At 46.3% G+C, this 25,253-nt stretch carries 15 protein-coding genes; 5 read left to right on the top strand and 10 right to left on the bottom strand.

The window, feature by feature from the left end; genetic code table 11:
• Window positions 1-11 precede the first annotated feature (11 nt).
• Window positions 12-569, top strand: a complete 558-nt coding sequence (locus tag G6N79_RS05705; RefSeq protein ID WP_103906714.1) for an AAA family ATPase — start codon at window positions 12-14, stop codon at window positions 567-569.
• Between the two features lie 76 nt (window positions 570-645).
• Here the strand turns inward: G6N79_RS05705 and ahcY are convergent, their stop codons facing one another.
• Window positions 646-1,962: an adenosylhomocysteinase gene (ahcY, locus tag G6N79_RS05700; protein WP_103906713.1), complete on the bottom strand. Its 1,317-nt coding sequence runs from the start codon at window positions 1,960-1,962 to the stop codon at window positions 646-648.
• A gap of 161 nt (window positions 1,963-2,123) precedes the next feature.
• Between ahcY and G6N79_RS05695 the strand changes: the two genes are divergently transcribed.
• A complete protein-coding gene (locus G6N79_RS05695) occupies window positions 2,124-2,534 on the top strand; it encodes a BrxA/BrxB family bacilliredoxin (protein ID WP_103906712.1) in 411 nt (136 codons plus the stop codon).
• Between the two features lie 120 nt (window positions 2,535-2,654).
• Complete coding sequence (locus tag G6N79_RS05690; protein WP_103906711.1) at window positions 2,655-4,307, top strand: amidohydrolase; 1,653 nt, start codon at window positions 2,655-2,657, stop codon at window positions 4,305-4,307.
• On the opposite strand, the gene G6N79_RS05685 is transcribed toward G6N79_RS05690, so the two are convergent.
• Together G6N79_RS05685 and lipA are read right to left on the bottom strand one after the other, a co-directional pair.
• Window positions 4,257-5,204 carry a hypothetical protein gene (locus G6N79_RS05685; RefSeq protein ID WP_103906710.1) on the bottom strand — a complete coding sequence of 316 codons (948 nt, stop codon included), beginning with the start codon at window positions 5,202-5,204 and terminating at the stop codon, window positions 4,257-4,259. The genes G6N79_RS05690 and G6N79_RS05685 overlap by 51 nt on opposite strands.
• A 67-nt stretch (window positions 5,205-5,271) precedes the next feature.
• A complete protein-coding gene (lipA, locus tag G6N79_RS05680) occupies window positions 5,272-6,153 on the bottom strand; it encodes a lipoyl synthase (RefSeq protein ID WP_103906709.1) in 882 nt (293 codons plus the stop codon).
• Between the two features lie 142 nt (window positions 6,154-6,295).
• Between lipA and G6N79_RS05675 the strand changes: the two genes are divergently transcribed.
• Window positions 6,296-8,548: a glycoside hydrolase family 20 protein gene (locus G6N79_RS05675; RefSeq protein WP_103906708.1), complete on the top strand. Its 2,253-nt coding sequence runs from the start codon at window positions 6,296-6,298 to the stop codon at window positions 8,546-8,548.
• A gap of 212 nt (window positions 8,549-8,760) precedes the next feature.
• Window positions 8,761-11,580 (top strand): carbamoyl-phosphate synthase large subunit, encoded by a 2,820-nt coding sequence (carB, locus tag G6N79_RS05670; RefSeq protein ID WP_103906707.1) that lies wholly within the window; start codon window positions 8,761-8,763, stop codon window positions 11,578-11,580.
• Window positions 11,581-11,647: 67 nt separating this feature from the next.
• On the opposite strand, the gene G6N79_RS05665 is transcribed toward carB, so the two are convergent.
• The 7 genes from G6N79_RS05665 to G6N79_RS05635 all read right to left on the bottom strand — a co-directional run bounded on the left by G6N79_RS05665 (window position 11,648) and on the right by G6N79_RS05635 (window position 25,110).
• Window positions 11,648-13,099: a RagB/SusD family nutrient uptake outer membrane protein gene (locus G6N79_RS05665; RefSeq protein WP_103906706.1), complete on the bottom strand. Its 1,452-nt coding sequence runs from the start codon at window positions 13,097-13,099 to the stop codon at window positions 11,648-11,650.
• A gap of 12 nt (window positions 13,100-13,111) precedes the next feature.
• Window positions 13,112-16,264: a SusC/RagA family TonB-linked outer membrane protein gene (locus G6N79_RS05660; protein ID WP_103906705.1), complete on the bottom strand. Its 3,153-nt coding sequence runs from the start codon at window positions 16,262-16,264 to the stop codon at window positions 13,112-13,114.
• Between the two features lie 485 nt (window positions 16,265-16,749).
• Window positions 16,750-17,817 (bottom strand): formylglycine-generating enzyme family protein, encoded by a 1,068-nt coding sequence (locus G6N79_RS05655; RefSeq protein WP_103906704.1) that lies wholly within the window; start codon window positions 17,815-17,817, stop codon window positions 16,750-16,752.
• 163 nt (window positions 17,818-17,980) lie between these two features.
• Entirely contained in the window at window positions 17,981-19,390 is a 1,410-nt protein-coding gene (locus G6N79_RS05650) for a Gfo/Idh/MocA family protein (protein ID WP_103906703.1), read from the bottom strand.
• Window positions 19,391-19,654: 264 nt separating this feature from the next.
• Window positions 19,655-20,959: a TolC family protein gene (locus tag G6N79_RS05645; RefSeq protein ID WP_103906702.1), complete on the bottom strand. Its 1,305-nt coding sequence runs from the start codon at window positions 20,957-20,959 to the stop codon at window positions 19,655-19,657.
• A 1-nt stretch (window position 20,960) separates the two neighbouring features.
• Window positions 20,961-24,038, bottom strand: coding sequence for an efflux RND transporter permease subunit (locus G6N79_RS05640; protein ID WP_103906701.1), 3,078 nt, complete (start codon window positions 24,036-24,038; stop codon window positions 20,961-20,963).
• 10 nt (window positions 24,039-24,048) lie between these two features.
• Window positions 24,049-25,110 carry an efflux RND transporter periplasmic adaptor subunit gene (locus tag G6N79_RS05635; RefSeq protein ID WP_103906700.1) on the bottom strand — a complete coding sequence of 354 codons (1,062 nt, stop codon included), beginning with the start codon at window positions 25,108-25,110 and terminating at the stop codon, window positions 24,049-24,051.
• Between the last annotated feature and the right edge of the window lie 143 nt (window positions 25,111-25,253).

The following is a 25,253-nucleotide window of genomic DNA, read 5'->3' as shown; positions in this document are numbered from 1 at the left end:
TATTGCCAACTATGGAGGAATCGAGTACAAGTCTGATCAAGATTGCCGTGGTAGGCCCCGAATCTACGGGAAAATCAACCATGGCCCAATACCTCGCGCAACAATTGGATACCATCTGTGTCCCCGAATATGCGCGCTATTATTGCCAGGACCTGAACAATCAATACACCGTCCAGGATGAGGTCAACATGTACTATGGACAGATTGCCCTCGAGGACTCCCTGATCCCCTTGGCAAAGCAGAACCTACTGATCTGCGATACGACGATCCTAACGGTTAAGATATGGACCGACCATCTTTTCGGCTCTACACCTGCAGTCGTTACCGATGCCATCAAGAGCCGACAATATGATCTGTACCTGCTCATGGACATTGACCTCCCTTGGGAAGATGACCCCTTACGCGATTTCCCAAATGAAAGGGAGCATTTCCTGAAGATATGGAAAAAGGAACTCGCAAACCTAGGAGCACAAGTCGCCCTCGTTTCTGGATTGGGAGAAGAACGGCTGAAAAACGGATTGGAAAGTGTCACACGTTTCCTCGATACAAAGAAGATACGGAACACATAGAAATAAAGCGCAATGCCATAAAAAAAGCCCGCTTGAAATATTCAAGCGGGCTTTTCCATGTGTTAAGAAGCTGGTCTTAGTAACGGTAAGCTTCAGGTTTGTAAGGACCTTCAACTGTTACCCCGATATATTCAGCTTGCTCTGGAGTAAGTTCATCAAGTTCCACACCGATATGTGCCAAGTGCAAACGAGCAACTTTCTCATCCAAGTGCTTCGGCAAGGTGTATACTTGTTTCTCGTATTGATCGGTGTTGGTCCACAACTCCAATTGTGCCAATGTCTGGTTGGTAAAGGAGTTAGACATCACGAATGATGGGTGGCCAGTAGCACAACCCAAGTTCACCAAACGACCTTCAGCTAATAGGATAATATCCTTGCCATCGATTGTGTATTTATCTACCTGCGGTTTGATCTCCACTTTAGTTGTACCGTAGTTACCGTTCAACCAAGCTACATCGATTTCATTATCGAAGTGACCGATATTACAAACCACCGTTTTATCTTTCATTGCTTTGAAGTGTTCCGGACGGATAATATCTTTATTACCTGTTGTGGTTACCACAATATTGGCTTCCTTGATGGCATCCTCCATTTTCTTCACTTCATAACCTTCCATAGCTGCCTGAAGGGCACAGATCGGGTCGATTTCCGTCACGATCACACGTACACCAGCTGAACGTAGGGATTCTGCAGAACCCTTACCTACATCACCGTATCCGGCAACGACAGCTACTTTTCCGGCAAGCATCAAATCCGTAGCACGGCGGATCGCATCCACCAATGACTCACGACATCCGTATTTATTATCGAATTTAGATTTTGTAACGGAGTCGTTCACGTTGATGGCAGGAAGGTGCAATGTACCGTTCTTCATGCGCTCATACAGACGGTGAACACCTGTTGTTGTTTCTTCAGACAGTCCTTTAATGCCATCGATAAGCTCTGGAAACTGATCGAATACCATGTTCGTCAAGTCACCACCGTCATCAAGGATCATGTTCAATGGCTGACGGTCTTCACCGAAGAATAAGGTCTGCTCGATACACCAGTTAAATTCTTCTTCTGTCAATCCTTTCCAAGCATAAACAGGGATTCCTGCTGCTGCGATTGCCGCTGCGGCGTGGTCCTGTGTGGAAAAAATGTTACAGGATGACCAGGAAACATCAGCACCCAATTCAACCAACGTCTCGATCAAAACCGCAGTTTGAATGGTCATGTGCAAACATCCGGCGATACGTGCTCCTTTTAAAGGCTTGCTCGCTCCGAATTCTTTACGCAAGGACATTAAACCCGGCATTTCCGCTTCCGCTAATTCTATTTCTTTACGACCCCACTCCGCTAAAGAGATATCTTTTACTTTGTAAGGCACGTACGTTGTTTCTAATGATGACATAGTTCTCGATTTAAATTAAAGTTCACAAAATTACTTGATAGCCAGTTGAATTCAAAACATTCGACGATTATTCGGCAGAAATTGACATTTTCTTGAGGTTCATGTCTTGACGGACCCTCTGATTAAGGTTATATTTGTAGAAATCATTTTAAGAGATAATTATGTATCCAGAATATTTAGTAGCTCCCATGCGTCAGGAATTGGTAGACGCGGGATTCCAAGAACTGAAAACAGCTGAGGAAGTAGATTCTGCTATCCCTGCTGAAGGTACCGTATTCGTCGTAGTGAACTCGGTGTGTGGTTGTGCGGCAGCAAATGCGCGCCCAGCAGCAAAACACGCGGTGAAAAACGAAAAACACCCTGACAAATTAGTCACTGTATTCGCTGGAATGGAGACAGATGCAGTGAACAAAGCACGTCAGTACATGTTGCCTTACCCACCGTCATCGCCAGCAATGGCCTTGTTCAAGGATGGTAAATTGGTACACATGATAGAAAGACATATGATTGAAGGCCGTCCGGCACAAATGATCGCAGACAACCTAGTTGCTGCCTTCGACGAGTACTGCTAACAATCGTTATATTTTGATTTTTGAATCTGAAAAAGCTTCTTTTTAATTTTAAAAGAAGCTTTTTCTATTCCCGCCTTTTCTGCCTTTTTCTTAGTACATTTGTTATTCAGTGTATGGATAATGAAAAATTTTAATACTAACCTTCTATTTCTATTTCTCATTGGCTTCTTCGCAAGCTGTACCACCAATAAGCAAATCGATCTGATCGTTTACAATGCCAAAGTGTACACTGTAGACTCTGCATTTTCCATTGTGGAGGCGTTTGCCGTCAATAACGGGGTAATCGTTGAACTCGGCGATGGTCAGGATTTATTGAATAAATACGACGCAAAAGATAAGATTGACGCACAAGGTAAATTTATCTATCCGGGTTTTTACGACGCCCACGCCCATTTTTTCATGCTGGCAGAAGCAATGGATGAGGTCAGTCTCTTGGGATCAACATCCTTTGATGAGGTCATTGCCCGCATACAGGATTACAAGACCAAAAATCCAGATAAGAAATGGATCATCGGAAACGGTTGGGACCAGAACCTTTGGGAAACGAAGGACTTCCCAACACGGGACAGCCTGGATAAATACTTCCCTGAAACACCTATTTACTTAACCCGTGTGGATTACCACGCTGCCTTGGTCAACGGAAAAGCTTTGGAAAAAGCTGGCCTGGACAGTGCCTATCTGGTCGATGGCGGCTTGATCTCCATCAATGAGGAAGGCATACCGGACGGCATCCTGGTGGACAATGCCATGCAGTTGGTGAAAAACCACATTCCCAAACAACAGAATTCCGCCCTGCTCAAGATCCTACGCCGTGCACAGGACTCGCTGCTATCCGTAGGACTGACCAGCATCGTAGATGCCGGATTAACAAAAGATCAAATAGAATCCCTAAAGATTTTCTATAACGAAGATTCGTTGGCCATACGCGATTATGCCATGGTTATGGCGACACCTGAAAGCATCAAAGAATTCCTGCGATCAGGCACCTACGAGTCGGATAAACTTACCGTACGCTCCTTTAAACTGATGGCCGACGGGGCACTTGGATCCCGCGGAGCATGTCTCCTCCACCCGTACCATGATGCACCAACCCAAGGTTTCCTGCTCCAAAATCCCGAGGAATTTGACAAGACCATCAAACGGTTAGCCAACAGTAATTTCCAGGTGAACACCCATGCCATCGGGGATTCAGCAAACCGCATCATCTTAGACACCTACGGCAAGTACCTGAAGGATAATCAGGAGCGCCGCTGGCGGATCGAGCATGCGCAGATTATCGCACCGGGTGATTTCGATAAATTCAAGCAATTCCATATCATCCCTTCTGTACAACCTACCCACGCCACATCCGATATGTACTGGGCGGAGGACCGCATCGGACCGTACCGGATCAAAGGAGCCTATGCTTACAAAAAATTACTGGATGAGTATGGTCTACTGGCGTTGGGCAGTGATTTCCCCGTGGAACATTTCAATCCGTTGTATGGTTTCCACGCGGCAGTGGCACGTGTGGATAGCAAAGGCTATCCAGAAGGCGGTTTCCAAATGGAAAATGCCATCAGTAGGGAACAAGCCCTTCGTGGCATGACGATCTGGGCCGCTTACTCCTGCTTTCAAGAGAAGAAAAGGGGAAGCATCGAAAAAGGTAAGGATGCGGATTTTATCATCCTGGAAGAAGATATCATGGCTGCGGATGTTGCAAAGTTACGCAACATCAAGACCCTACGCACGGTAATCGCCGGGGAATCCGTGTTCATCCGAAAGGCTGGGTAAGGTAGGTGGCTTTTTTTGCCCATACCTTTGAAGGGCATAAAGCAACCCGGATAGCAACAGCAGGACCGGCAGACCGATCAGCGCCAAAAGAAATAAGAAATACTTCAGGTAATAGGCGGATAAATAGTCCCGATCTACGTCCTGTCCTTTATAGATGGCAGCAAAACCGCTGCTGAAGAATTTGTGCCCATATACCAACTGCTGAAAAACCCCATAAAATTTATTACGCGGATACAGCTCCAGGTATCGGAATTCACGGATTTGGAGTCGCTGAAAATGGATCAAGGCACTGCGGAAAAACTCTTCTGCCCCCTTTCCTTCCACCTCTTCCTGAGTCAGCACTTCGCTGTATTCAAAAGCCATCCACGCACGGGCATGTGTTTTATAAGCATCATCATATTGAAAAATCGGGACAAGGAACAAGCTTGACAGCTCATATTTCTTCTGGAAAAACCCAAACTTCTCGTCGACAGTCTGAATGGGCAACACCAATAGTTTATCGGTGTACCAATTGGAGACCTCCAGGAAACTGGGGCTTTCGTGCGGTCCCAGCTCTTGAATATCTTGAATGGTTTTGACATGTCCCAGGTTATAGCGGATGCTTTCGGATAGGGGACCGAATAGGCTGCTGACCAAAAGCGGCAGACTGCTGAACAGGATCAAGGCAGATAAATCCATCACGCTGAATACTTGAATTTTACTTCGGATCGATTTAAATAGGCGTTCTTTACATACCCAGAGCAGCACCAAGCTACTGGAGAAAGGCAGGAGCCACGTGGCCCACATTGGCCAATTGACATCCCAATTCAAGATGAGAAAGGCATATAGGATAGCGGATACCGCAAGCGCAAGCGTAAGAAAAAGAAACAGAGGTATCAGGATTATACGCCAGAACATGTGCTGTGGATTGGTAAATATCCTTAAAAATAAAAAATCCTTAGCATTTACTAAGGATCTTTCTATGTTATTGCATGTCGAACAGGTGTTTTTCCGCATGGTAAGATGATCTTACCAACGGTCCGGATTCTACATATTTGAATCCCATTTCCAATCCGATTTTCTGGTATTTCTCAAATTGCTGTGGTGTTACCCAATCCACTACTGGGTGGTGTGCCTTCGTAGGCTGTAAATATTGCCCAATGGTCAGGATATTCACACCGACGTTGTAAAGGTCCTGCATGGTCTCGATAACATCCTCTTCGGTCTCGCCAAGGCCAAGCATGATACCTGATTTTGTACGAAGTCCTGCTTCCGCAATACGACGAAGACATTCCAAGGAACGGTCATATTTTGCCTGGATCCGTACTTCACGGGTCAGGCGTCTCACAGTTTCAATGTTGTGGGAAACAACTTCCGGACGTACCGCCAAAACGCGGTCCAAATTATCCCATTGTCCCTTGAAGTCGGGAATTAGGGTTTCCAGTGTCGTCTCCGGACTTTCACGGCGGATGGCCAGAATAGTCTCTGCCCAGATCGTTGAGCCCCCATCTTTCTGATCGTCACGGTCAACCGAAGTAATTACACAGTGCTTGACACCCATTAACTTCACGGAATTCGCAACACGGTTCGGTTCATCAAGATCAACCGGAAGTGGACGACCCGTAGCAACAGCACAAAAAGAACATGAACGGGTACAGATATTACCCAGGATCATAAAGGTCGCCGTACCTGCTCCCCAACATTCACCCATGTTAGGACAGTTACCACTCTCACAGATCGTATGTAGCTTATGCTCATCTACCAAACTTCTCACATGGCGGTATTCTTTACCAACCGGTAATTTAACACGTAACCAATCTGGTTTACGTTGCGTTTGGTTTGCAGGAATTACGGGTAGTTCAATCATGCCACAAAGTTAATCATATTTACATTATTAATAGGAAATGAATGTTATGTTAATCTCATAAAAACTTAGCGCCCGAATTTATTGTTATTCAAGTAGTAATTTTTTAGGATATTTGTCTATTGTATCACCTATTCCAGCTTCCATGAATACAAAATTGCTGATCTGCCTTGCCTTCATTTTCTGCTTCCCACTAGTCGTATCTGCACAGCAAACGAACATCGATATTATACCACGACCTACAAAAAGCTTGCTTCAGGAAGGGCAGTTATCGCTAGCAGCGCCCCTAAATCTATATTATGTCGCCGAATTTTCGGAAGTCAAGGACCTGATTCTAAACATCCAGGGGATTCAGATTGGCGAGCAGGAACTGGTCAAGAAATTAAAGAAGCAACACAGTAACGGCATACGCTTATTCAAAGCCATGGACTTTGACCATATTCCGGAAGCAGGCTATTTACTAGAAATCGATGGAAGTGGTGTCTTGATCAAAGCGCATAACCCCAGCGGGATGATTTCCGGTGTGCAGAGTCTTTTGCAATTGACGCTTTTGAACAAGGGCCAGCACCTCCCTTTTGCACGCATTGAGGATAGCCCCCGCTTTCCGTATCGAGGACTTCATCTCGATGTTTCCCGAAATTTTATGCCCTTTACCTTTCTGAAAAAATACATCGACCTGATGGCGCTGTACAAATTCAATCACTTCCATTGGCACCTCACGGACGGTGCTGGATGGCGACTGGAAATTAAAAAATACCCCGAGCTGACACAGAAAGCGGCCTGGAGAACCCACAGTACATGGAAGGACTGGTGGAACAATGGCCGACAGTATGTTGATCAAGGGAGCCCAAATGCCAGTGGTGGATATTACACCCAAGAACAGGCACGGGAACTGGTGGCCTATGCAGCAAAACGTGGCATCCAGATCATCCCCGAGATTGAAATGCCCGCACATTCCGAAGAGGTACTAGCTGTCTACCCTGAGTTATCCTGTACAGGAAAGCCCTATACCCAGGGTGAGCTCTGCCTTGGAAACGAAGGAACCTATACTTTCCTAAAAAATGTGCTGGACGAGGTCATGACGATCTTCCCATCGACCTATATCCATATCGGTGGTGATGAAGCGGATAAATCCCATTGGAAGACTTGCCCGAAATGTCAGGCTTTGAAGCAGAAAGAAGGGTTGAAATCGGAAGAGGAATTGCAGAGTTACGCCGTTCGGCAAATGGATAAATACTTGCAGTCCAAAGGCAGAAAGTTGATCGGCTGGGATGAGATATTGCAGGGTGGCTTAAGCGAAGGGGCAACGGTCATGAGCTGGCGTGGCGAAAAAGGAGGCATTGAAGCGGCGAATGCAGGTCACGATGTGATCATGACACCTGGAGGATACCTTTACTTCGACACCTACCAAACTGACCCGCGGACACAACCCGAAGCACTCGGCGGCTTTGTTCCACTTGAAAAGGTATATAGTTATGACCCTATTCCGGAAGACATCGCCGAGGACAAAAGGAAACATATCCTGGGCGCGCAGGCCAATGTATGGACAGAATACATGAACACCTATCAACATGTGGAGTACATGGCATTCCCGAGAGCTCTTGCCTTATCTGAAGTCGTATGGACTTCTCCAGAAAATAAATCGTGGAAAGATTTCAAGAAGCGATTGCAGAGCCATTATCCAGTTCTCCAAAAGTTGGAAGTCAATTACTACCGACCATCCTATAACGTAATCAGCACCGTAGCGTATGACTCCCTGCAAGCAAAGAATACAGTTACCTTTGCTTCCGAGCAATTTGTGCCCAATATCAAATATACGATTGACGGATCCGATCCGAACGCATCGTCCACCACCTACAATCTTCCGATTGAACTCGCCAAAACGGCAACCGTGAAAGCGGCTTCGTTCCTAGATTCCACGCGCGTCAGTCCCATTGAGACCGTCGAGCTTGATATGCATAAGGCGATCGGGAAAGAAGTTATTTACAATCGCCCTTGGGAAGGCTATCCCGCACAGGGAAAATCCACCTTAACCAACGGCACCAAAGGTGGCCTTTCGTATCAGGATGGACAATGGCAGGGCTTCATCAACAATTTCGATGTCACGGTGGATTTCGAGCGTCGCGAGGAAATCGCATCGGTGGCTCTCCGCTTCATGCAGGTTCCCGGTCCTGGGGTGTATTTTCCTGGAGAATTCAAGGTGCAGGTTTCGGATAACGGCAAGACGTATCGGGATTTGGGCACCGTGATCAACCAAGTTGGCACGACCGATCCGGCATTGAAATTTCAGGTGTTCACTGTCAAGCCCAACAAACCCGTCATGGCACGCTATATCCGCATTAAGGCAACCAATCCCATGAAGGGATACTTATTCGCGGATGAGATCGTCATTTATTAAGGATCAGTGAGGGGATTGGAAAGTTCGGTTTACCGGTCCCCTCTTCCGAATTCAACCACATTTTTTTCCATGAAATAATTCGTTCATTATTAAAATAAAAATGTAACTTTGCACTCCGACAAAGCAGTCGGAATAATCACCTCTCATTAAGGCAATCCTGTCTGCAGCAGTCCGCATAATTATTTGTATTTAACTATTTGAATTAAAAAATAATGCCTAGAAACACCTCCATCAATTCGGTATTAATCATTGGATCGGGACCTATTGTCATTGGTCAGGCCTGTGAGTTCGATTATTCAGGATCACAAGCGGCTTTATCCTTGAAAGAAGAAGGAATCTCCGTATCCATTATTAACTCAAACCCTGCTACGATCATGACCGATAATGTCGTAGCCGACCATGTTTACTTGCTACCTTTAACATGCGAAAGTATCGAGCAGATCTTGCAGGAACGCCAGATTGATGCCGTTCTTCCGACCATGGGTGGTCAGACCGCTTTGAACCTTTGTATTGAAGCTTCAAACCGTGGCATCTGGGACAAATACAATGTACAGGTAATCGGCGTGGATGTCGCAGCCATCGAAAAGACTGAAAACCGCGAAGAGTTCCGCCAACTGATGGTGGACATCGGCGTGGGTGTAGCAACTTCCAAGATTGCAAACTCCTTTTTGGAAGGTAAAGAAGCTGCACAGATTATCGGATTCCCTTTGGTAATCCGCCCTTCTTATACACTTGCTGGAACCGGAGGTGGTTTCGTGCACAAGAAGGAAGATTTTGATGCGGCCCTGAACAGAGGTCTACACGCATCCCCTACCCACGAGGTATTGGTAGAACAAGCGGTATTGGGCTGGAAAGAATTCGAGCTTGAATTGCTTCGCGACACCAACGATAACGTAATCATTATCTGTACGATCGAAAACTTCGACCCTATGGGTATCCATACCGGCGATTCCATTACAGTAGCACCGGGAATGACCCTATCGGACAAATGTTACCAAGACATGCGTAATCAAGCCATCAAAATGATGCGCTCGATCGGTAACTTTGCAGGTGGATGTAACGTGCAGTTCTCCGTTAATCCGGAAAACGAAGAAATCATTGCGATCGAGATCAACCCACGTGTATCCCGCTCCTCAGCCCTAGCTTCCAAAGCGACAGGGTACCCAATTGCAAAGATCGCTGCAAAATTGGCGATCGGTTACAACTTGGACGAACTACAGAACCAGATCACTAAAAATACATCAGCATACTTTGAACCGACTTTAGACTACGTAATCGTTAAGGTTCCACGTTTCAACTTCGACAAGTTCAAAGGTGCAAATAAAGAATTAGGCTTGCAGATGAAAGCTGTAGGTGAAGTGATGGCGATTGGCCGTACATTCATCGAGGCTTTACAGAAAGCAGCTCAATCCCTGGAGACAGGACGCGCCGGATTAGGTGCTGACGGTCGCCAATCCAGAAACTTGGAAGAGATCATGCACAGCTTGGAGCACCCAAGTGCAGACCGCTTGTTCCACATCAAGGATGCATTCGAGCTTGGTGTTCCTTTGGAATCCATCCGCAAGGCTACCTTGATCGACAAATGGTTCTTGGTGCAGATCCAGGAATTGGTACAATTGGAAGGCGAATTGCGCAGATACCAATTGAACAATATCCCTCGCGATTTCTTCATGACCTTGAAGCAAAAAGGTTACTCCGATGTACAGATCGCTTGGTTATTGGGCAACACAACAGAAGATGAAGTATATGCAAGACGTAAGGAATTAGGCATTCAACGTGTTTACAAAATGGTTGACACGTGTGCTGCTGAATTCCCGGCGCATACACCATATTACTACTCGACCTTTGAGGACGAGAACGAATCCGTATCTTCAGACCGCAAGAAAATCATCGTATTGGGATCAGGCCCGAACCGTATCGGTCAAGGTATCGAATTCGACTACTCCTGTGTGCACGGCCTATTGGCCGCAAAAGAATGTGGTTACGAAGCGATCATGGTGAACTGTAACCCGGAGACGGTTTCTACAGACTTCAACATGGCGGATAAACTATACTTCGAGCCGGTATTCTGGGAGCATGTTCGCGAGATCATCGAATTGGAAAAACCAGTAGGTGTAATTGTTCAATTAGGTGGTCAGACAGCATTGAAGATGGCTGAAAAGCTGGAAGAGATCGGTGTGAAGATCATCGGTACCAACTTCAGCAACATGGACTTGGCGGAAGATCGCGGAAGCTTCTCCGATCTATTGAAAGATTTGGATATTCCTTATCCGAAATATGGCGTAGCAACTTCTGCTGAAGAAGCGATCCAGGTAGCTAATGAGGTTGGATATCCGGTATTGGTTCGTCCTTCCTACGTATTGGGTGGACAAGGCATGAGTATCGTGATCAATGATGAGGACTTGGAGAAAGCGGTAGTGAACCTATTGAAGAACCTACCGGGTAACCACATCCTGATCGACCACTTCTTGGACAGAGCGGAAGAAGCCGAGTCGGATTCCATCTGTGATGGCGAGGATGTACACATCATCGGTATGATGGAGCACATTGAGCCTGCGGGTATTCACTCAGGTGACTCCTCAGCTGTATTGCCTCCATTCAGTCTTTCTGAAAATGTTCAGAACAAAATGGAAGAATATACGGTAAAATTGGCGAAAGCATTGAATGTAAGGGGACTACTGAACATCCAATTCGCGATCAAAGATGAGAACGTCTATGTAATCGAAGCCAACCCACGTGCGTCACGTACCGTTCCTTTCATCGCGAAAGCATACGACGTACCGTACATCAATATCGCAACGAAAGTCATGCTGGGCGAGAACAAACTTAGCGACTTCACTATCGAACGCAAGTTGAAGGGTTATGCCATCAAGGAACCTGTATTCTCCTTCTCGAAATTCCCAGAAGTAGACAAGCAGTTGGGCCCTGAGATGAAATCAACAGGTGAAGCGATCCGTTTCATCGATGATTTGAACGACCCACACTTCAGAGAATTGTACAACAAAAAATCCATGTTCTTAAATGCACAATAATTTAAAAACGTGATAAAAATAAAGAGGAGGGCAATGCCCTCCTCTTCTTGTTTGTGGTTATTTGAGATTACTTATTGATATCCACATTGTCAATCAATTCACGCAATGGAATTGGGAACACATAGTGATCATCATTCGGCTGCACAAGGCGTCCTGCCCCTACGGAATTGATCGGAGAATTTCTACGCTGAAGGTCAGGAGCCCTGAATCCTTCACCCAGAAGCTCTATCCTTCTTTCCAGGAGAATGGCATCCACCAATGCCGAACGGCTTGCAAAAGCAGGGAACGTATAGGCGGCATCGGAACGATTGCGAATGGCTTTCAATAAGGCCAATGCACGTCCTTGGTCTCCAACCTCTGCTTCCGCTTCTGCTAGGTTCAACAACACTTCCGCATAGCGGATGGCCGGCACCCAATCCAGATACGTACCTACGTCCGTATATTTCTTAAGGATGGTAAACCCTGAAGCTACACCTGTTAATGCAGATTTTCGCGCATCCGTTTCTGGCCAGTTTGGATTCGCATAAATACCGGTCGTGCCTTTATTCAGGTAGTACTCAATATTTCCCATGTTGTAATAGTAGGAAAGTTGGTTCTGTGTACCTGGGATATTCGTCAATTCAAAAGGGAAACTCAAAATCCGCTCATCACTGGTCTTATCCGCGAAAACCGACTCTATCTTTTCCAATAATTTGTGCGGCACACCTGAAGTTGCAGTAAATGGTGCATTTGGGGATACGATTTTATTCGCTTCCTCGATTACTTTCGGGAAATTCTTCATGGCCAGGTAAACCCTGGTCTTCAACGCGATCACTGTATTTTTGTGCACGCGCGTACCTCTTCTGTAGGCATCCCCATAATTTGCCACTGCAGTTGGCTCGGCCTCGTTCAAATCCTTCAGGATCTGGTCATAAATAGCCTTTACGGTTGCTCGCTGTGCGGCATTGTTGTCCACCGATTTTTCAGGTGTCAAGCGTAACGGCACGCCTTGGGATGCACCGTTATCGGCAGCATAAGGCTTGGCGAACAATTGGACCAACGTATAATAGGAAATTGCACGGATGAATTTCGCCTCCGAAATGTATTGCGCTTTCTTCTCCGCTGGAACGATATCATCTGATACTTTACTGATATTATCCAGGAAAATATTCACACGGTTGATGGTCACGTAGGCCTGAATCCAGAAACCGGCAACATAACTATCTGATGGATCGTTCGAAAACTGGTACACGGAATATCCCGTAACGTTGTTTCCACCCCTATTCAGGAATTCTTCCCCACGGATGTCGTTATAGATCAAGTACCGTCCGCCGTAGAGCGCACCATTTTTCAATGACGCATACAGACCATTAACCTGACCCTCTACACGCAATGCCTCCGCACTGATCTGCTCTTCCGGAATATCCAATTCCGAATTTCTGTCCAAAAAGTCCTTGCCACAGGAGGTCGACGCTGCCAGTAAAGCTATTGCCAGGGCAACTTTGGAAAATCGATATATATTTTTAAAAGTATTTTTCATTTTTCGCTGTTATTATAGTCCAATATTTACCCCAAATGTGAATGTACGTCCATTAGGAATGGAGTTACGCTCAACACCAGATGCTAAATTGCTGTTACCATTTGATGAAATTTCCGGATCGACACCAGTATACTTCGTAATCAAGAAAGCATTGTTCACCGAAACGTATAACCGTACATTGCTGAATTTCGCACGCTCGATTAGGTTCTTTGGCAAGCGGTAACCCAAGGTTGCTGTCTGAAGGCGTAAGAAATCACCTTTTTCAACATTCTCCTCGATTGCAAATGCCGAACCATTGGAAATGTTATCCCCGTAGATTGGTCTAGGGATGCTTCCTCCTTTATTGGTTTCTGACCATGCTTCCAATACCTCTGTAGAGTTGTTCCAAATCCGTTGATCCAACAAACCTGCACGAGAACCATTGTAGATATAGTTACCACCGGAGAAGGTGAAATTCAATGCCATATCAAAGTTCTTGTACTGGAAGTTATTGTTGAAACCGCCGAACCATGTAGGCAAGGTATTGCCCAAAGCAACAGCCTGATCGGCAATGGAAGCAGCAGGGCGACCATCAAGGTAAGAGTAAGCTGGTGTTCCTGCCGGTGCCAAGTGCTGATACTGCACCTGTTCGCCATTCTTATTGATGAAGATACGGCGACCATTCTCTGGGTTTACACCCGCGGTGCGCACGGCGTAAATCTGTGCAGCAGACATTCCTTCTTGTGTGATACTGGTTGTCTCTAAAGCAGCTGTAGTCGAAATAATCGGTCTGCCTTCGTACAATTTCACCACCTCGTTTTTATTGGTTGCAAAGTTCAGGTTGGTGTTCCATGTGAAGTTGTCATTGGAAATTGCCCGGTAATTCAACGAGAATTCAAAACCACGGTTGAACATGGAACCTACGTTCATCAGAATGGAGTTTCCAGGTACACCTTTTGAAGGTGCTTGCGGAACAGCCAGAATCATGTTGTCGATATTCTTGTTGTAGTAGTTCACTTCGGCAGTTAAGCGGTTGTCGAACAAGCCGAAATCAACACCTACGTTGGTCTGGCTACTGGATTCCCATTTCAGGTCATCATTTCCAGCTTGGTTAAAGAATACATAGCCATCTTGACCGTATACCCCAGATGTGTATAAGTTGTAAGCACCGTAAAGGATTGGCATATTACCATTACCTACACGACCCCAACTGGCTTTGAAACGCATGTTGCTGAATACTTTACCCAATCCGCCATCCTTAAAGAAGTTTTCTTCAGAAATTGTCCAACCGATGGACGCACCTCCGAAGTTACCCCAACGATTTTTCTTGGCTAAGGCAGAGTTACCGTCACGACGGAAGTTACCGGTGATGTAATATTTACCTGCATAATCGTAGTTGATGGATGACAGGTAGGATTCAAATGCATGTTCCGAAATTCCATTTCCGCCCGGTAGGTTGTTTTTGTAACCTCCTTGGAATTGGTTGAAATAACGGTCTGTCAAGCCGGTACGTACTGCACCCCAATCATCGATACGGGTCAACTGTGACTCATGACCCACCAAAACCACAAAATTGTGGTCGTTCCAACGCTTGTTGTACACCAAGTTGTTCATGAAAATCCAGTTGTTGGCTTTGGAGGAGTTGTTATAGGCATAACCACCATAGCCCAGACCGTCACCATTGATCGGGTTCCAGAACTGCTCGTTATTGGTGTTCCGAAGATCCCAGGTATAGTTACTGCTGAATTTCAAATCTTTCAGGATATTGATGTCCGCATGGATATTGGCAAACAAACGATTCGTCTCAGAAAGGTTTTTATCAAGGTCGATAATAGGCAATGGGTTTGGATAGTTCGGTGCCAATACGTTTGCCCCTTTTCCAATGGATGCTCCATTGACACTGTAATCACCATTCGGTAGGTACGGGCTCACGTTAGGTGCCTGTACCACGGCAATACGTCCTAATCCGGAAGTATTGAATGCTGCCCCCGGAACAGATCCACTGTTCGGCGAGCTGTTCTCACTGTTGGTATAGGTAATGGATGAACCCAATTTGAACCAATCTGTAATCTTATGATCCACGTTGGCACGAAGAGCACGGCGCATAAATTTATTGTTTACCAAGATCCCCTGTTGGTCCGAAACGTTTCCAGAGAAGAAGTAGGATGTTTTTTCCGTACCTCCGGAAACATTCAGGTTATGGTTATGGGAAATGGCATTTTGATATACATAGTCATACCAACGAGTGTCGACCACATTGCCATTCTCATCTTTGGTTTCAAAGAAACCACCTTCACTTGGATAGGAGCCCTGTGGCAACCCTGGGTTTACGGCTCTGGCATTTGCAATCGCTTGGTTTTTGTGCTGAATGTATTGTGCAGCATTCAACAATTCCGGTAGGCGCACTGCCGAGGAAGTACCCACCCAACCATCATAACCGAACTTTGCATCACCTGATTTACCGCGCTTGGTGGTAATTACCAAAACGCCGGCACCGGCACGCGAACCATAGATCGCTGTAGAAGCCGCATCCTTCAGGATATTAACGGACTCAATGTCCTCTGGGTTGATATCACCCAGCGGGTTATTGGCAGCCGAGTTCTGCGACACATCGGAAGTCGACACTGGAATTCCATCAACAACCACCAAAGGGAAGGAATTGAGGGACAGGGAGCTCAGACCGCGAACACGGACAACTGGCGGGTTATTCAACACCCCGGAAGGTTGTACCACATTCACACCTGAAGCCTGACCAGTCAGACCCTGCGTGAAACTCTGCAAAGGACGGTTAGCAACCTTATCACCGGTTACATTAGCCGAAGACCCTGTAAAGCTCTTTTTGGATTGTACGAGGTAGCCCGTTACAACGACCTCATCCAAAGTTTCGTCGTCGCTCACCAACTCGACATTGATCTGCGCACGGCTACCGACGGTAATCACCTGATTCTGATAGCCCACATAGGAAAACACCAAACGGCTATCCGCACTTGGCACCGTAATTTCGAACGCACCATTCGCATTGGTCTGCGTTCCTTGATTGGTACCCTGCACAAGGACCGTAACCCCGGCTAAGGGTCTGGAGTCAGCGGCAGAGGTAACCCGGCCCGTAATTTCCCGACTTTGCCCAAAAGCATAGCTCGATAAGAAAACAAAGGCCACGAAGAGGAGTAAAAGTTTTTGTTTCATTCGCTTGTTAAGTTTAATTAGTAAAAAATGGTTAATACCTAACAGAACAAGAGTTCTGCTATTTTGAATTGTTTATTGTTTTCAGCTTAATATTGGTGCGTAGATTTACCATAAATAACTCTACAACTGCAAGATGCTATTTTTTTTGAAAAAAATGTAATTCTAAAGTATTTTATAAACTATATTTTTTTAGAATCCTGAAGTATAGTCCAACAAAGTCAAAATATACAAACCTAAATTTAATTATAAAGAAAGTTAAAATATTTTAATTTGAAAACTTTTTTGAATAAAACTTCTATATTTTTATTGCAGTAATAAGATTTAGCAATTTTGATCAGTCAAAAAAAAATCGGTTGTGCAGTAAATTATATGGGAAAGTTGGGAAATTATTAATTTAAAAAATTAATTGGCGGTCGAATGTAATGATCTCAAATTTTTTTAATAATCGATTGACTTATCGGCTTGGTTTATAACAATTTGTATCATTACAAATCTTTTACGCAGCGAAATCCGACATTATTTGTAGGAGAATTGACTTCTCCCTTGCCTCGACTTCCCGCCTTATACCGTTCACAATATTGATCGGTACATAGAAATGATCCACCTTTTTGGACGCGCTTGACCAATCCTGGCTCTTGGGGATCGTGCGCTGTCGATGGACCACGGGGATTGATCCTAGGACTATCGGCGTAATAGTCTGCTCGGTAATAATCAGCACACCACTCCCATACATTACCTTCCATATCATACAGGCCGTACGGATTGGGCGGAAAGGATTTCACCGGCGCCGTATTTTCAAAGTCATCCTCTTTGGTGTTGTCCACTGGAAATCTGCCCTGAAAAATATTGGCCATCCACTTTCCCTGAATGAGTTTCTCCTTGCCCCAATAGTATTCTTCATCCGTATGTTTGCCCCCCTTAGCGGCATATTCCCATTCGGCCTCAGTCGGCAACCTCTTTCCGGCCCATGCGGCATACGCTTCAGCATCCGCATACGCAATCTGTGTGACTGGATGGTCACCCCTTCCTTCCAAGTTACTGTCAGGTCCTTCAGGGTGTCGCCAACTTGCTCCCGGCACATATTCCCACCACTGCAGGTGGTTGTTCAAGCCAGCAGTTTTAGCTGGCGATCGGAAAACAGCAGACCCAGGAACAAGGATGGATGTATCCACCCCAGGAAAATCTTTTGGATCCAATGGCCGTTCGGCCACCGTTACATATCCCGTGGCTTCCACAAAAGCTGCGAACTGATCATTCGTCACCTCATGTACATCCATGTAAAAATCGGAAACGACTACATCGTGCACAGGTTGGGCATCGGCAAAGTGCTGAGATCCCATCCGAAAGGCGCCTCCCTTAATCAGCACCATGTCCCCATTTCCTTCCGAAACTGAAGCAACCGGCTTGTCCTGCTGCAACAGCGTTCGTCTACCCGGAACAGGAACGTCGTGGCAGGTCAGCGAATCAATGGCCGATTGCGTCGGAACCTGAGCGGACAGCCCTAAACTGAGCAACAGCAAAAACAAGATATGAAACGGACGGTTGATGATCATGAAGGCATGTTTTCACGAATTTAACAATATTAACGCAGAAGCGCGGGGCTTAAGCGTAAAAAAGCAACGGCAGGTTGGGTAGTGGCAAGGAGCATTTGGGAATAAAAACAAAGAGGCGGCCTTTAAAAGCCACCTCTTTGTTTTTAATTTAATTGTCGACTAATTAGCCAACATTCAATTGAACGTCCTTGCTTTCTACTTTAGCACGGATCTTGGTGTTACCACCACCGTTCAATGTCATATCGTGCGGTTTGTTGGTTTTCCAATTTCCACGTGTGAAATCAGGAATCTCCACCGTTCTGCTGTTCTTCGCTACGGAGTCAACACTCAATGGCACGATTGCACTCCAAGAAGCACCATCGTAAACCGATTGATCCAATGGTAAACCGTTACGTAGACAGTCGATCATTCTCCAGTCCATCATAAAGTCCATACCACCGTGACCACCTACTTGTTTCGCTTGCTCACCGATGAATTTCACCAACTCCGGTGTGTATTTTTCGTACAATGCTTTCAATTCTTCCGGTTTCACAAAACTGTGTCCGAATGCGATTCCTTCTTTCGGATATTTCTGTGCAAATCCTTTTGTACCACTCAATAAGTGAATACGGGAATACGGACGTGGGGAAGTAACGTCATGTTGAATCATGATGGTTTTTCCTTTTTCCGTTTTGATCAAGGTTGTATCCATGTTACCTCTGTAACGCTTGCCTACAAATTCTTTATAGAAATCGTCCTGCGCGGCCAACTCCTTAGCACGGTCTGCCATCATGAAATCGTTGGACTGCATGGCTACCAAATGGTTCATCTTATCCCCATAGTTGATGTTCATACATTGTGCTACCGGACCGATACCATGTGTCGGATAAAGGTTACCGTTCATCTTGATGTTCTCACGTAAGCGCCACATGTTATCATACCCTTTCTTATTGAAATTCAGATCCAATAAGTCGTGGATATAAGCACCTTCTGCATGCACCAATTCGCCGAACATACCCTGACGGGTCATGTTCAAGGTCAACATTTCAAAGAAGTCATAGCAACAGTTTTCCAACATCATACAGTGCTTTTTGGTCGCTTCTGATGTTTTCACTACTTCCCAGATTTCTGAGATCGTCAAACCGATCGGCACTTCAGTTGCAGCATGTGCACCTGCTTTCATGGCAGCAATAGCCATAGGTGCGTGGTATTCCCAAGGCGTACAGATATATACCAGATCCAATTCCTCATTTTTCAACATGGTTTTCCAACCATCCTCACCGGAATAGGCCTTCGCTTCTTTCAATCCTTTTTTCGTCAGGATCGTTTGTGCTTTGGTCACGCGGTCTGCATGCTTATCACATAGGGCTACGATCTCAGCTCCCTCAATGTAGGAAATACGATCCACAGCACCCGGTCCGCGCATACCCAAACCGATAATGGCCACCTTCACTTTATCTATTTTAGGCGCCGCAAATCCAGACATGTTAAAGTTAGGAGCTGCAAAAGCCTCATTTTGCAAAGAAGGCAGGGTAATCGCTACACTGGATAGGATCGATGCCTTTTTCAAAAAATCTCTACGTGAGTTATTCATAGTATAAATTTAATATCAATACAAGTTACAAAATTAAGGGGGACATTGTCCCCCTATAAATCACCTATTTTAAAACAAACTAAACAGTCAAATTTTGATTTATCACAAATTACCAAAGGGTTTAATTTGGTCAACGGCTCTGAGTATCAAAGCACTATTACAATAATAATAGCTTTTTGATGAAAACAAAAACATTTAACCAACGCAAACGTTTGTCCAATTTGCACAACCGTTTGCTCTGCTGTCATAATCTTGATACAAAGGCTATAGATTGATATTTCCAATCATTTCCTTCAACTGTAGTTCGGATAGTTTAGCCTGCAACCGGGAAGAATTAAAGCGTGAAACCGCATTGATAAAGTTCTCCTGCGCATCCCGGAATTCCACGGCGGAGATCGTACCGATCCGGTATTTTTCCATTGTGATGTTCAGGTTCTGCCGGGCGATCTGCGCATTATTCTCCTCCAATCGGGCCAACGAAAGGTTGGTCTGGTAGGTTTCATAAGCGGTGGACATGGCGGTGCGTATAAGCAGGTCCTGCTGATCGATCATCAAGTCCGCGTTGTCAATCGCAATCTGCGCTACACGCTCATTGCGTCGTTGGTTAAAACCATCAAAGATATTGATGGAAGCCGTTACGCCATAATTGAGTCCCCGTGAATTTGAACTCGAAACGAAACCCAAACTGGATTCCGATTCGGAGAAATTATAACCCGTGTTCAAGCGAATCGTCGGATATCGACCACCCTTAATACGCTTCAGCTCCAGCTCAGCGATCCGCTTATTGATTGCGATGATCTGCAGATCGGGATTATAGACCTTGGCCTTTTCCAATAGCTCCCCAAAGATTAAGGTGTCGTCATACTCGACTTCCCGTTCAACATCAAATTCTTCTGCGAGGTCGCGTGCCATCAGGCTGTTCAGGTTGATCTTCAGATTCTTCACCACATTGGCCTGCCGCAATCTGCTGGATTCGTCTTCATTCAGGTTCACCTGTACGTTCAGCACCTCCAAGCGGGAAGCCTTTCCGATCATGAATCTGTTTTCGGCGGTTTTCAACCGTTCCTTGGAAATATTGATATTCGAATCGATGGCATGCAACAGGTTCTGCTGCTCCACAATGGTATAATACGTTGAGATCACATCGGACACTTTGGTCAATATGGTCCGCTTCAATTCATATTCACCCTGTTTCTTTAATTCCTTCAGTTGGTCATAGCGCGAGAACATCGCCAAGCCATCAAAGATTGTCCAGCCGATGCTCACACCGTAGGACATATTGTTATTCTTCGCATTGCTCAAGGAGCGCGTTTCTCCACTGGCCTGCACCTGTGATGAATTCATCACACTGTTGTTCTGGGAAAAGTTTCCCGTCACGTTAGGTAACATACCGGCATTGCCGGGTGTTGTGTTTTCTTCCGCAATGCGGAGGTCGTTCTGTGAAAGCTTGATTTCGTAATTGTTCTCCAATGCGATCTGCACGGCATCCTTTACGGTTAGCAATCCCTGTGCGGAGCAGACCGCAAAGCCACACAGCCATATATATAGTATACTAATGGTCTTCTTCATCTTACTCTTCAATTTCTTTAAGTTCTGGATGTACTTTCTTCTCCCGAGACATCATCAGGTAGAAGGCAGGAATCACGAACAACGTAAGTACCAATGCAAACATAGTCCCTCCGACGATCACAACCCCCATACCGACACGGCTGGTGGATGCGGCACCCAAGCTGAGCGCAATCGGCAATGCACCAAGTGCAATGGTCAGGGACGTCATTAAGATCGGACGCAGTCGTGCCTCAGAGGCATGTAGAACAGCGTCATATTTCGAATAGCCTTCCTCGCGCAATTGGTTCGCAAATTCAACGATCAAGATTCCGTTCTTGGTTACCAGACCGATCAGCATGATCGTTCCGATTTGGCTGAAGATATTCCAGGTCTGTCCGAAAAGCCAAAGGGAGAACATGGCTCCCGCCACGGCCATCGGCACGGTAATGATAATGATGATTGGGTCGATGAAACTCTCGAACTGCGCCGCCAAGATCAGGAAGATCAGGATCACCGCCAGACCAAAGGCAAACATGGTATTGGATCCACTCTCCACGAAATCTCGAGACTCTCCACCAAGGTCCGTGGTAAAGGTTTCGTCGAGTACCTTCGCCTTCACCGCTTCCATGGCATCAATGCCATCACCCATGCTTTTCCCAGGCGCCAGACCTGCGGAAACCGTGGCCGACATGTACCTGTTGTTATGGAATAATTGTGGCGGACTACTGCGTTCCTCAATATCGACAATATTGTCCAGCTGGATCAATTCACCACGGTTGTTCTTCACGTAGATTGCAGCCAGATCCATGGGCGTAGATCGATCTTTCCGATCGAATTGACCCATCACCTGGTATTGCTTACCGTTCATCATGAAATAACCGAATCGCTGGCCGGACAGGGACATCTGCAGCACCTGCGCGACATCCAATACGGAGACTCCCAAGGTCTGGGCCTTCTCCCGATCGATATTCACATACACCTCCGGTTTATTGAACTTGAGGTTGACATCCGTCATAGAAAACGTTTTATCCTTAGCCAATTCTTCCATAAACTCTGGGATCTTCTCCTCCAGTTTTTGGAAATTTGGTGCTTGGATTATGTACTGTATCGGCATTCCGCCTCTTCGGTTCACGGAAATCGTTGGCTGCTGGGAAACAGAAACCCGCCCTTCCGAATAACCGCGCACCAATTTGGAGAGGTGATCGGCAATTTCCTGTTGCGAACGCTCACGCTCCTCGGGCTGCACCAGCCCCAGCCGCACAAATCCGGAGTTGGAAGAAGCCGAGCCAAAACCCGGCGAAGTAATCACCAGACTGACCTTTTTCTCCGGTACGGAATCATTGATCAACATCGTCAGGTCAGTCATAAACCGATCCATATAATCGTAGGATACACCCTCAGGAGCAGTTGCCCGTAAGCTGATGTAACTCCGGTCATCATAGGGTGCCGTTTCTTTCGGCAACAGCATATAGAAGAAATAGATCAGGAGGAAACACACAGCAATGGTGGCAAAACTCAACCATTTGAATCGCAGGAAACCTTTCAGTGCACCTGCATATTCCGTGTTCATCAGTTCAAAATATTTTTCCGTACGGGTATAGAATTTGGACCTAGTCTGCTCCCCTCCTTTCATTAGGTAGGCATTCAGCATGGGCGTCAGGGTCAGGGATACAAAAGCCGATATCAGGACGGCTGCCCCGATGACGACGCCGAATTCGCGGAATAATCGCCCCACAAAACCTTCCAGAAAAATAACCGGCAGGAAAACGGCGGCCAAGGTGATGGAAATGGAAATGACCGCAAAGAATATTTCGTTGGACCCCTTAATGGCCGCTTCGATTGGCGACATCCCCTCTTCCACTTTCTTAAAGATATTTTCCGTTACGACGATACCGTCATCGACCACCAATCCGGTTGCTAGGACAATCGCCAACAATGTCAATACGTTGATGGAAAACCCACACAGGTACATGATAAAGAAGGTCGCGATCAGGGATACTGGAATATCGATGAGCGGACGGAAAGCGATCGACCAGTTACGGAAGAAGATATAGATAATTATTACGACCAGAACAATGGCAATCACAAGCGTTTCCAACACCTCAAATACCGCTTTCTTCACGAACAGGGTATTATCGATGGCGATATTCAGCTCAAATCCCTCCGGCAGTTCCTGCTGCAGCTTGTCGTATTCCTTATAGAACTGATCGGCGATTTCCAGGTAGTTGGTGCCGGGTTGGGGGATAATGGCAAGACTGACCATGGGATATCCGGAATCGGACATCTTGGTCTCAAAATTTTCTGCTTCCAATGCGGCATTACCGACATCGGAGAGGCGAACGATCCGGTTGTTATCCGAACGGATGATGATATCGTTGAATTCTTCTTCGGTGGCCAGGTTTCCGATGGTCTTGATCGCCAGTTCCGTATTTGCGCCCGTCAGTTTTCCGGATGGCAGTTCCACGTTCTGCGTGGTCAGGGCAGACCGGACATCCAGCACCGTCAATCCATAGGAGGCTAACCGTACAGGGTCGATCCACAGGCGCATGGCATACTTGCGCTGCCCCCAAATCTGAACAGAACTCACGCCAGGTATGGTCTGCAGCCGCTGGGATATCACATTCTCGGCGTAATCCGATAGCTCCAGAACATTTTTGGTGGAGCTCTGCATGGTCATGGTGATGATGGGCTCCGAATCGGCATCGGCTTTGGATACCACCGGAGGCGCATCGATGTCCTGCGGCAAACTCCGTAGGGCTTGGGACACCTTATCGCGGACATCGTTGGCCGCTTCTTCAAGGTCCTTGCCCAGGTTAAATTCTATAGTGATGTTACTGGAACCTTGGTTGGAGGAGGATGAAATATTCCGGATGCCATCAATGGAGTTGATGGATTTCTCCAAAGGTTCGGTAATCTGTGATTCAATGATATCGGCATTGGCACCGGCATAGTTCGTCCGAACGGAGATCTGCGCGGGGTCAATGGATGGGAATTCCCGAATCCCCAGGAACGTATAGCCGATAATCCCAAAGAGGATCAGCAATATGTTCATGACGATGGTCAGAACCGGGCGTTTTATGCTTAGGGTAGATAAACTCATGCGGATCCAGTTAGCGTAGATTTACTTGAACGGGCACATTATTTCGTAGGGACATAACCCCCGAGGTCAATACGGTATCGCCGGGTTGGATGCCCGATGTGATCAGCACGTCGGCTTCTGTCCGCGCACCGGTCTCAACCATGACTTCCGAAGCCAGGCCATTCCGCATCACAAATAGCTTCTTTCCATTCTGCACGGGAATCAAGGCTTCCGCCGGTACCAACAATCCGTCATCAAGGGTTTCCAACGGAAAGACAATATTGGCGAAGGTTCCCGGGATAAGGCGACCACTCGGACTGGAGGTCATCGCCTTGACGAGAAGGGTCCTGGTATTGGCCTCCACCGCAGGCTCCGTGGCATAGATCCGTGCGGTATATACCGAAGAGTCACCCTGCACATTAAATTTTATCTGGTTGTTTACACGAACCTTGCTCGCATATTTCTCCGGGATGGAAAATGAAACCTTCAATCTATTGGTATTCACCAATTGAGCGATATTCAAGGTCGGTGTGACATAGCTTCCTTTGGAAATGTTCCGCAAACCGATGGTTCCGGAAAATGGTGCCTTAACGACGGTTTTGCTCAACTGCGCCCGGATCAGTTGGATCTGGGACTGCGCCGTACGGAAATCTGCACTGGCGATATCGTATTCTTCCTGAGAGATGGCTTCCTTCTCCAACAGTAATTTCGCTCGGCGCTCATTTTCTGCGGCGAGGTTATTGCGGGTCTGCGCTTGGGCAAGCTGTGCCTGCAATTCGGCATCATTGATGCGCAACAGCACCTGACCTTGCGATACGCGACCACCCTCGGAGAAGTTGATGGACTCCACGATTCCCGAAATCTCGGTATGGATCTCGATCTGTTCATCAGCCTCGATGGCGCCGGAAAGGGACAGGAAATCAGAAAACGGCTGCCCTTGGATCACTTTGCCATATACCTTGGCAGCTGTCCGCGGACCAGCAGGTCCATTTTGCTTTTCCTCTTTTTCCTTGTTCGTATGAATTCTGTAAAATACCAAACCGGCCACGATGAGGACCGATATGACGATCACAATAATAGATGTTCTTTTCATTCCTAGGTTGCAAAAATGCTATCTGAATCAGTTCAGAATTACCGAAAAATAGGGAAAAAAGGATTAATATCGTGTAATAATATTATTATACTAGGGTTAAGAACAGTTGATCGGTTTAAAAATGGGTAGAAATCCCAATAGCT

This window comes from Sphingobacterium lactis (genome assembly GCF_011046555.1).
Lineage (GTDB): Bacteria > Bacteroidota > Bacteroidia > Sphingobacteriales > Sphingobacteriaceae > Sphingobacterium > Sphingobacterium lactis.
Note: the sequence above shows the minus strand (reverse complement) of the source record. Positions and strands in the feature narration are given on the sequence as shown.

What these genes read in the sequence shown, in the direction of transcription:
- G6N79_RS05705 (WP_103906714.1), top strand. Translation starts at nt 12, where the DNA reads ATGGAGGAATCGAGTACAAGTCTGATCAAGATTGCCGTGGTAGGCCCC.
- ahcY (WP_103906713.1), bottom strand. Translation starts at nt 1,962, where the DNA reads ATGTCATCATTAGAAACAACGTACGTGCCTTACAAAGTAAAAGATATC.
- G6N79_RS05695 (WP_103906712.1), top strand. Translation starts at nt 2,124, where the DNA reads ATGTATCCAGAATATTTAGTAGCTCCCATGCGTCAGGAATTGGTAGAC.
- G6N79_RS05690 (WP_103906711.1), top strand. Translation starts at nt 2,655, where the DNA reads ATGAAAAATTTTAATACTAACCTTCTATTTCTATTTCTCATTGGCTTC.
- G6N79_RS05685 (WP_103906710.1), bottom strand. Translation starts at nt 5,204, where the DNA reads ATGTTCTGGCGTATAATCCTGATACCTCTGTTTCTTTTTCTTACGCTT.
- lipA (WP_103906709.1), bottom strand. Translation starts at nt 6,153, where the DNA reads ATGATTGAACTACCCGTAATTCCTGCAAACCAAACGCAACGTAAACCA.
- G6N79_RS05675 (WP_103906708.1), top strand. Translation starts at nt 6,296, where the DNA reads ATGAATACAAAATTGCTGATCTGCCTTGCCTTCATTTTCTGCTTCCCA.
- carB (WP_103906707.1), top strand. Translation starts at nt 8,761, where the DNA reads ATGCCTAGAAACACCTCCATCAATTCGGTATTAATCATTGGATCGGGA.
- G6N79_RS05665 (WP_103906706.1), bottom strand. Translation starts at nt 13,099, where the DNA reads ATGAAAAATACTTTTAAAAATATATATCGATTTTCCAAAGTTGCCCTG.
- G6N79_RS05660 (WP_103906705.1), bottom strand. Translation starts at nt 16,264, where the DNA reads ATGAAACAAAAACTTTTACTCCTCTTCGTGGCCTTTGTTTTCTTATCG.
- G6N79_RS05655 (WP_103906704.1), bottom strand. Translation starts at nt 17,817, where the DNA reads ATGATCATCAACCGTCCGTTTCATATCTTGTTTTTGCTGTTGCTCAGT.
- G6N79_RS05650 (WP_103906703.1), bottom strand. Translation starts at nt 19,390, where the DNA reads ATGAATAACTCACGTAGAGATTTTTTGAAAAAGGCATCGATCCTATCC.
- G6N79_RS05645 (WP_103906702.1), bottom strand. Translation starts at nt 20,959, where the DNA reads ATGAAGAAGACCATTAGTATACTATATATATGGCTGTGTGGCTTTGCG.
- G6N79_RS05640 (WP_103906701.1), bottom strand. Translation starts at nt 24,038, where the DNA reads ATGAGTTTATCTACCCTAAGCATAAAACGCCCGGTTCTGACCATCGTC.
- G6N79_RS05635 (WP_103906700.1), bottom strand. Translation starts at nt 25,110, where the DNA reads ATGAAAAGAACATCTATTATTGTGATCGTCATATCGGTCCTCATCGTG.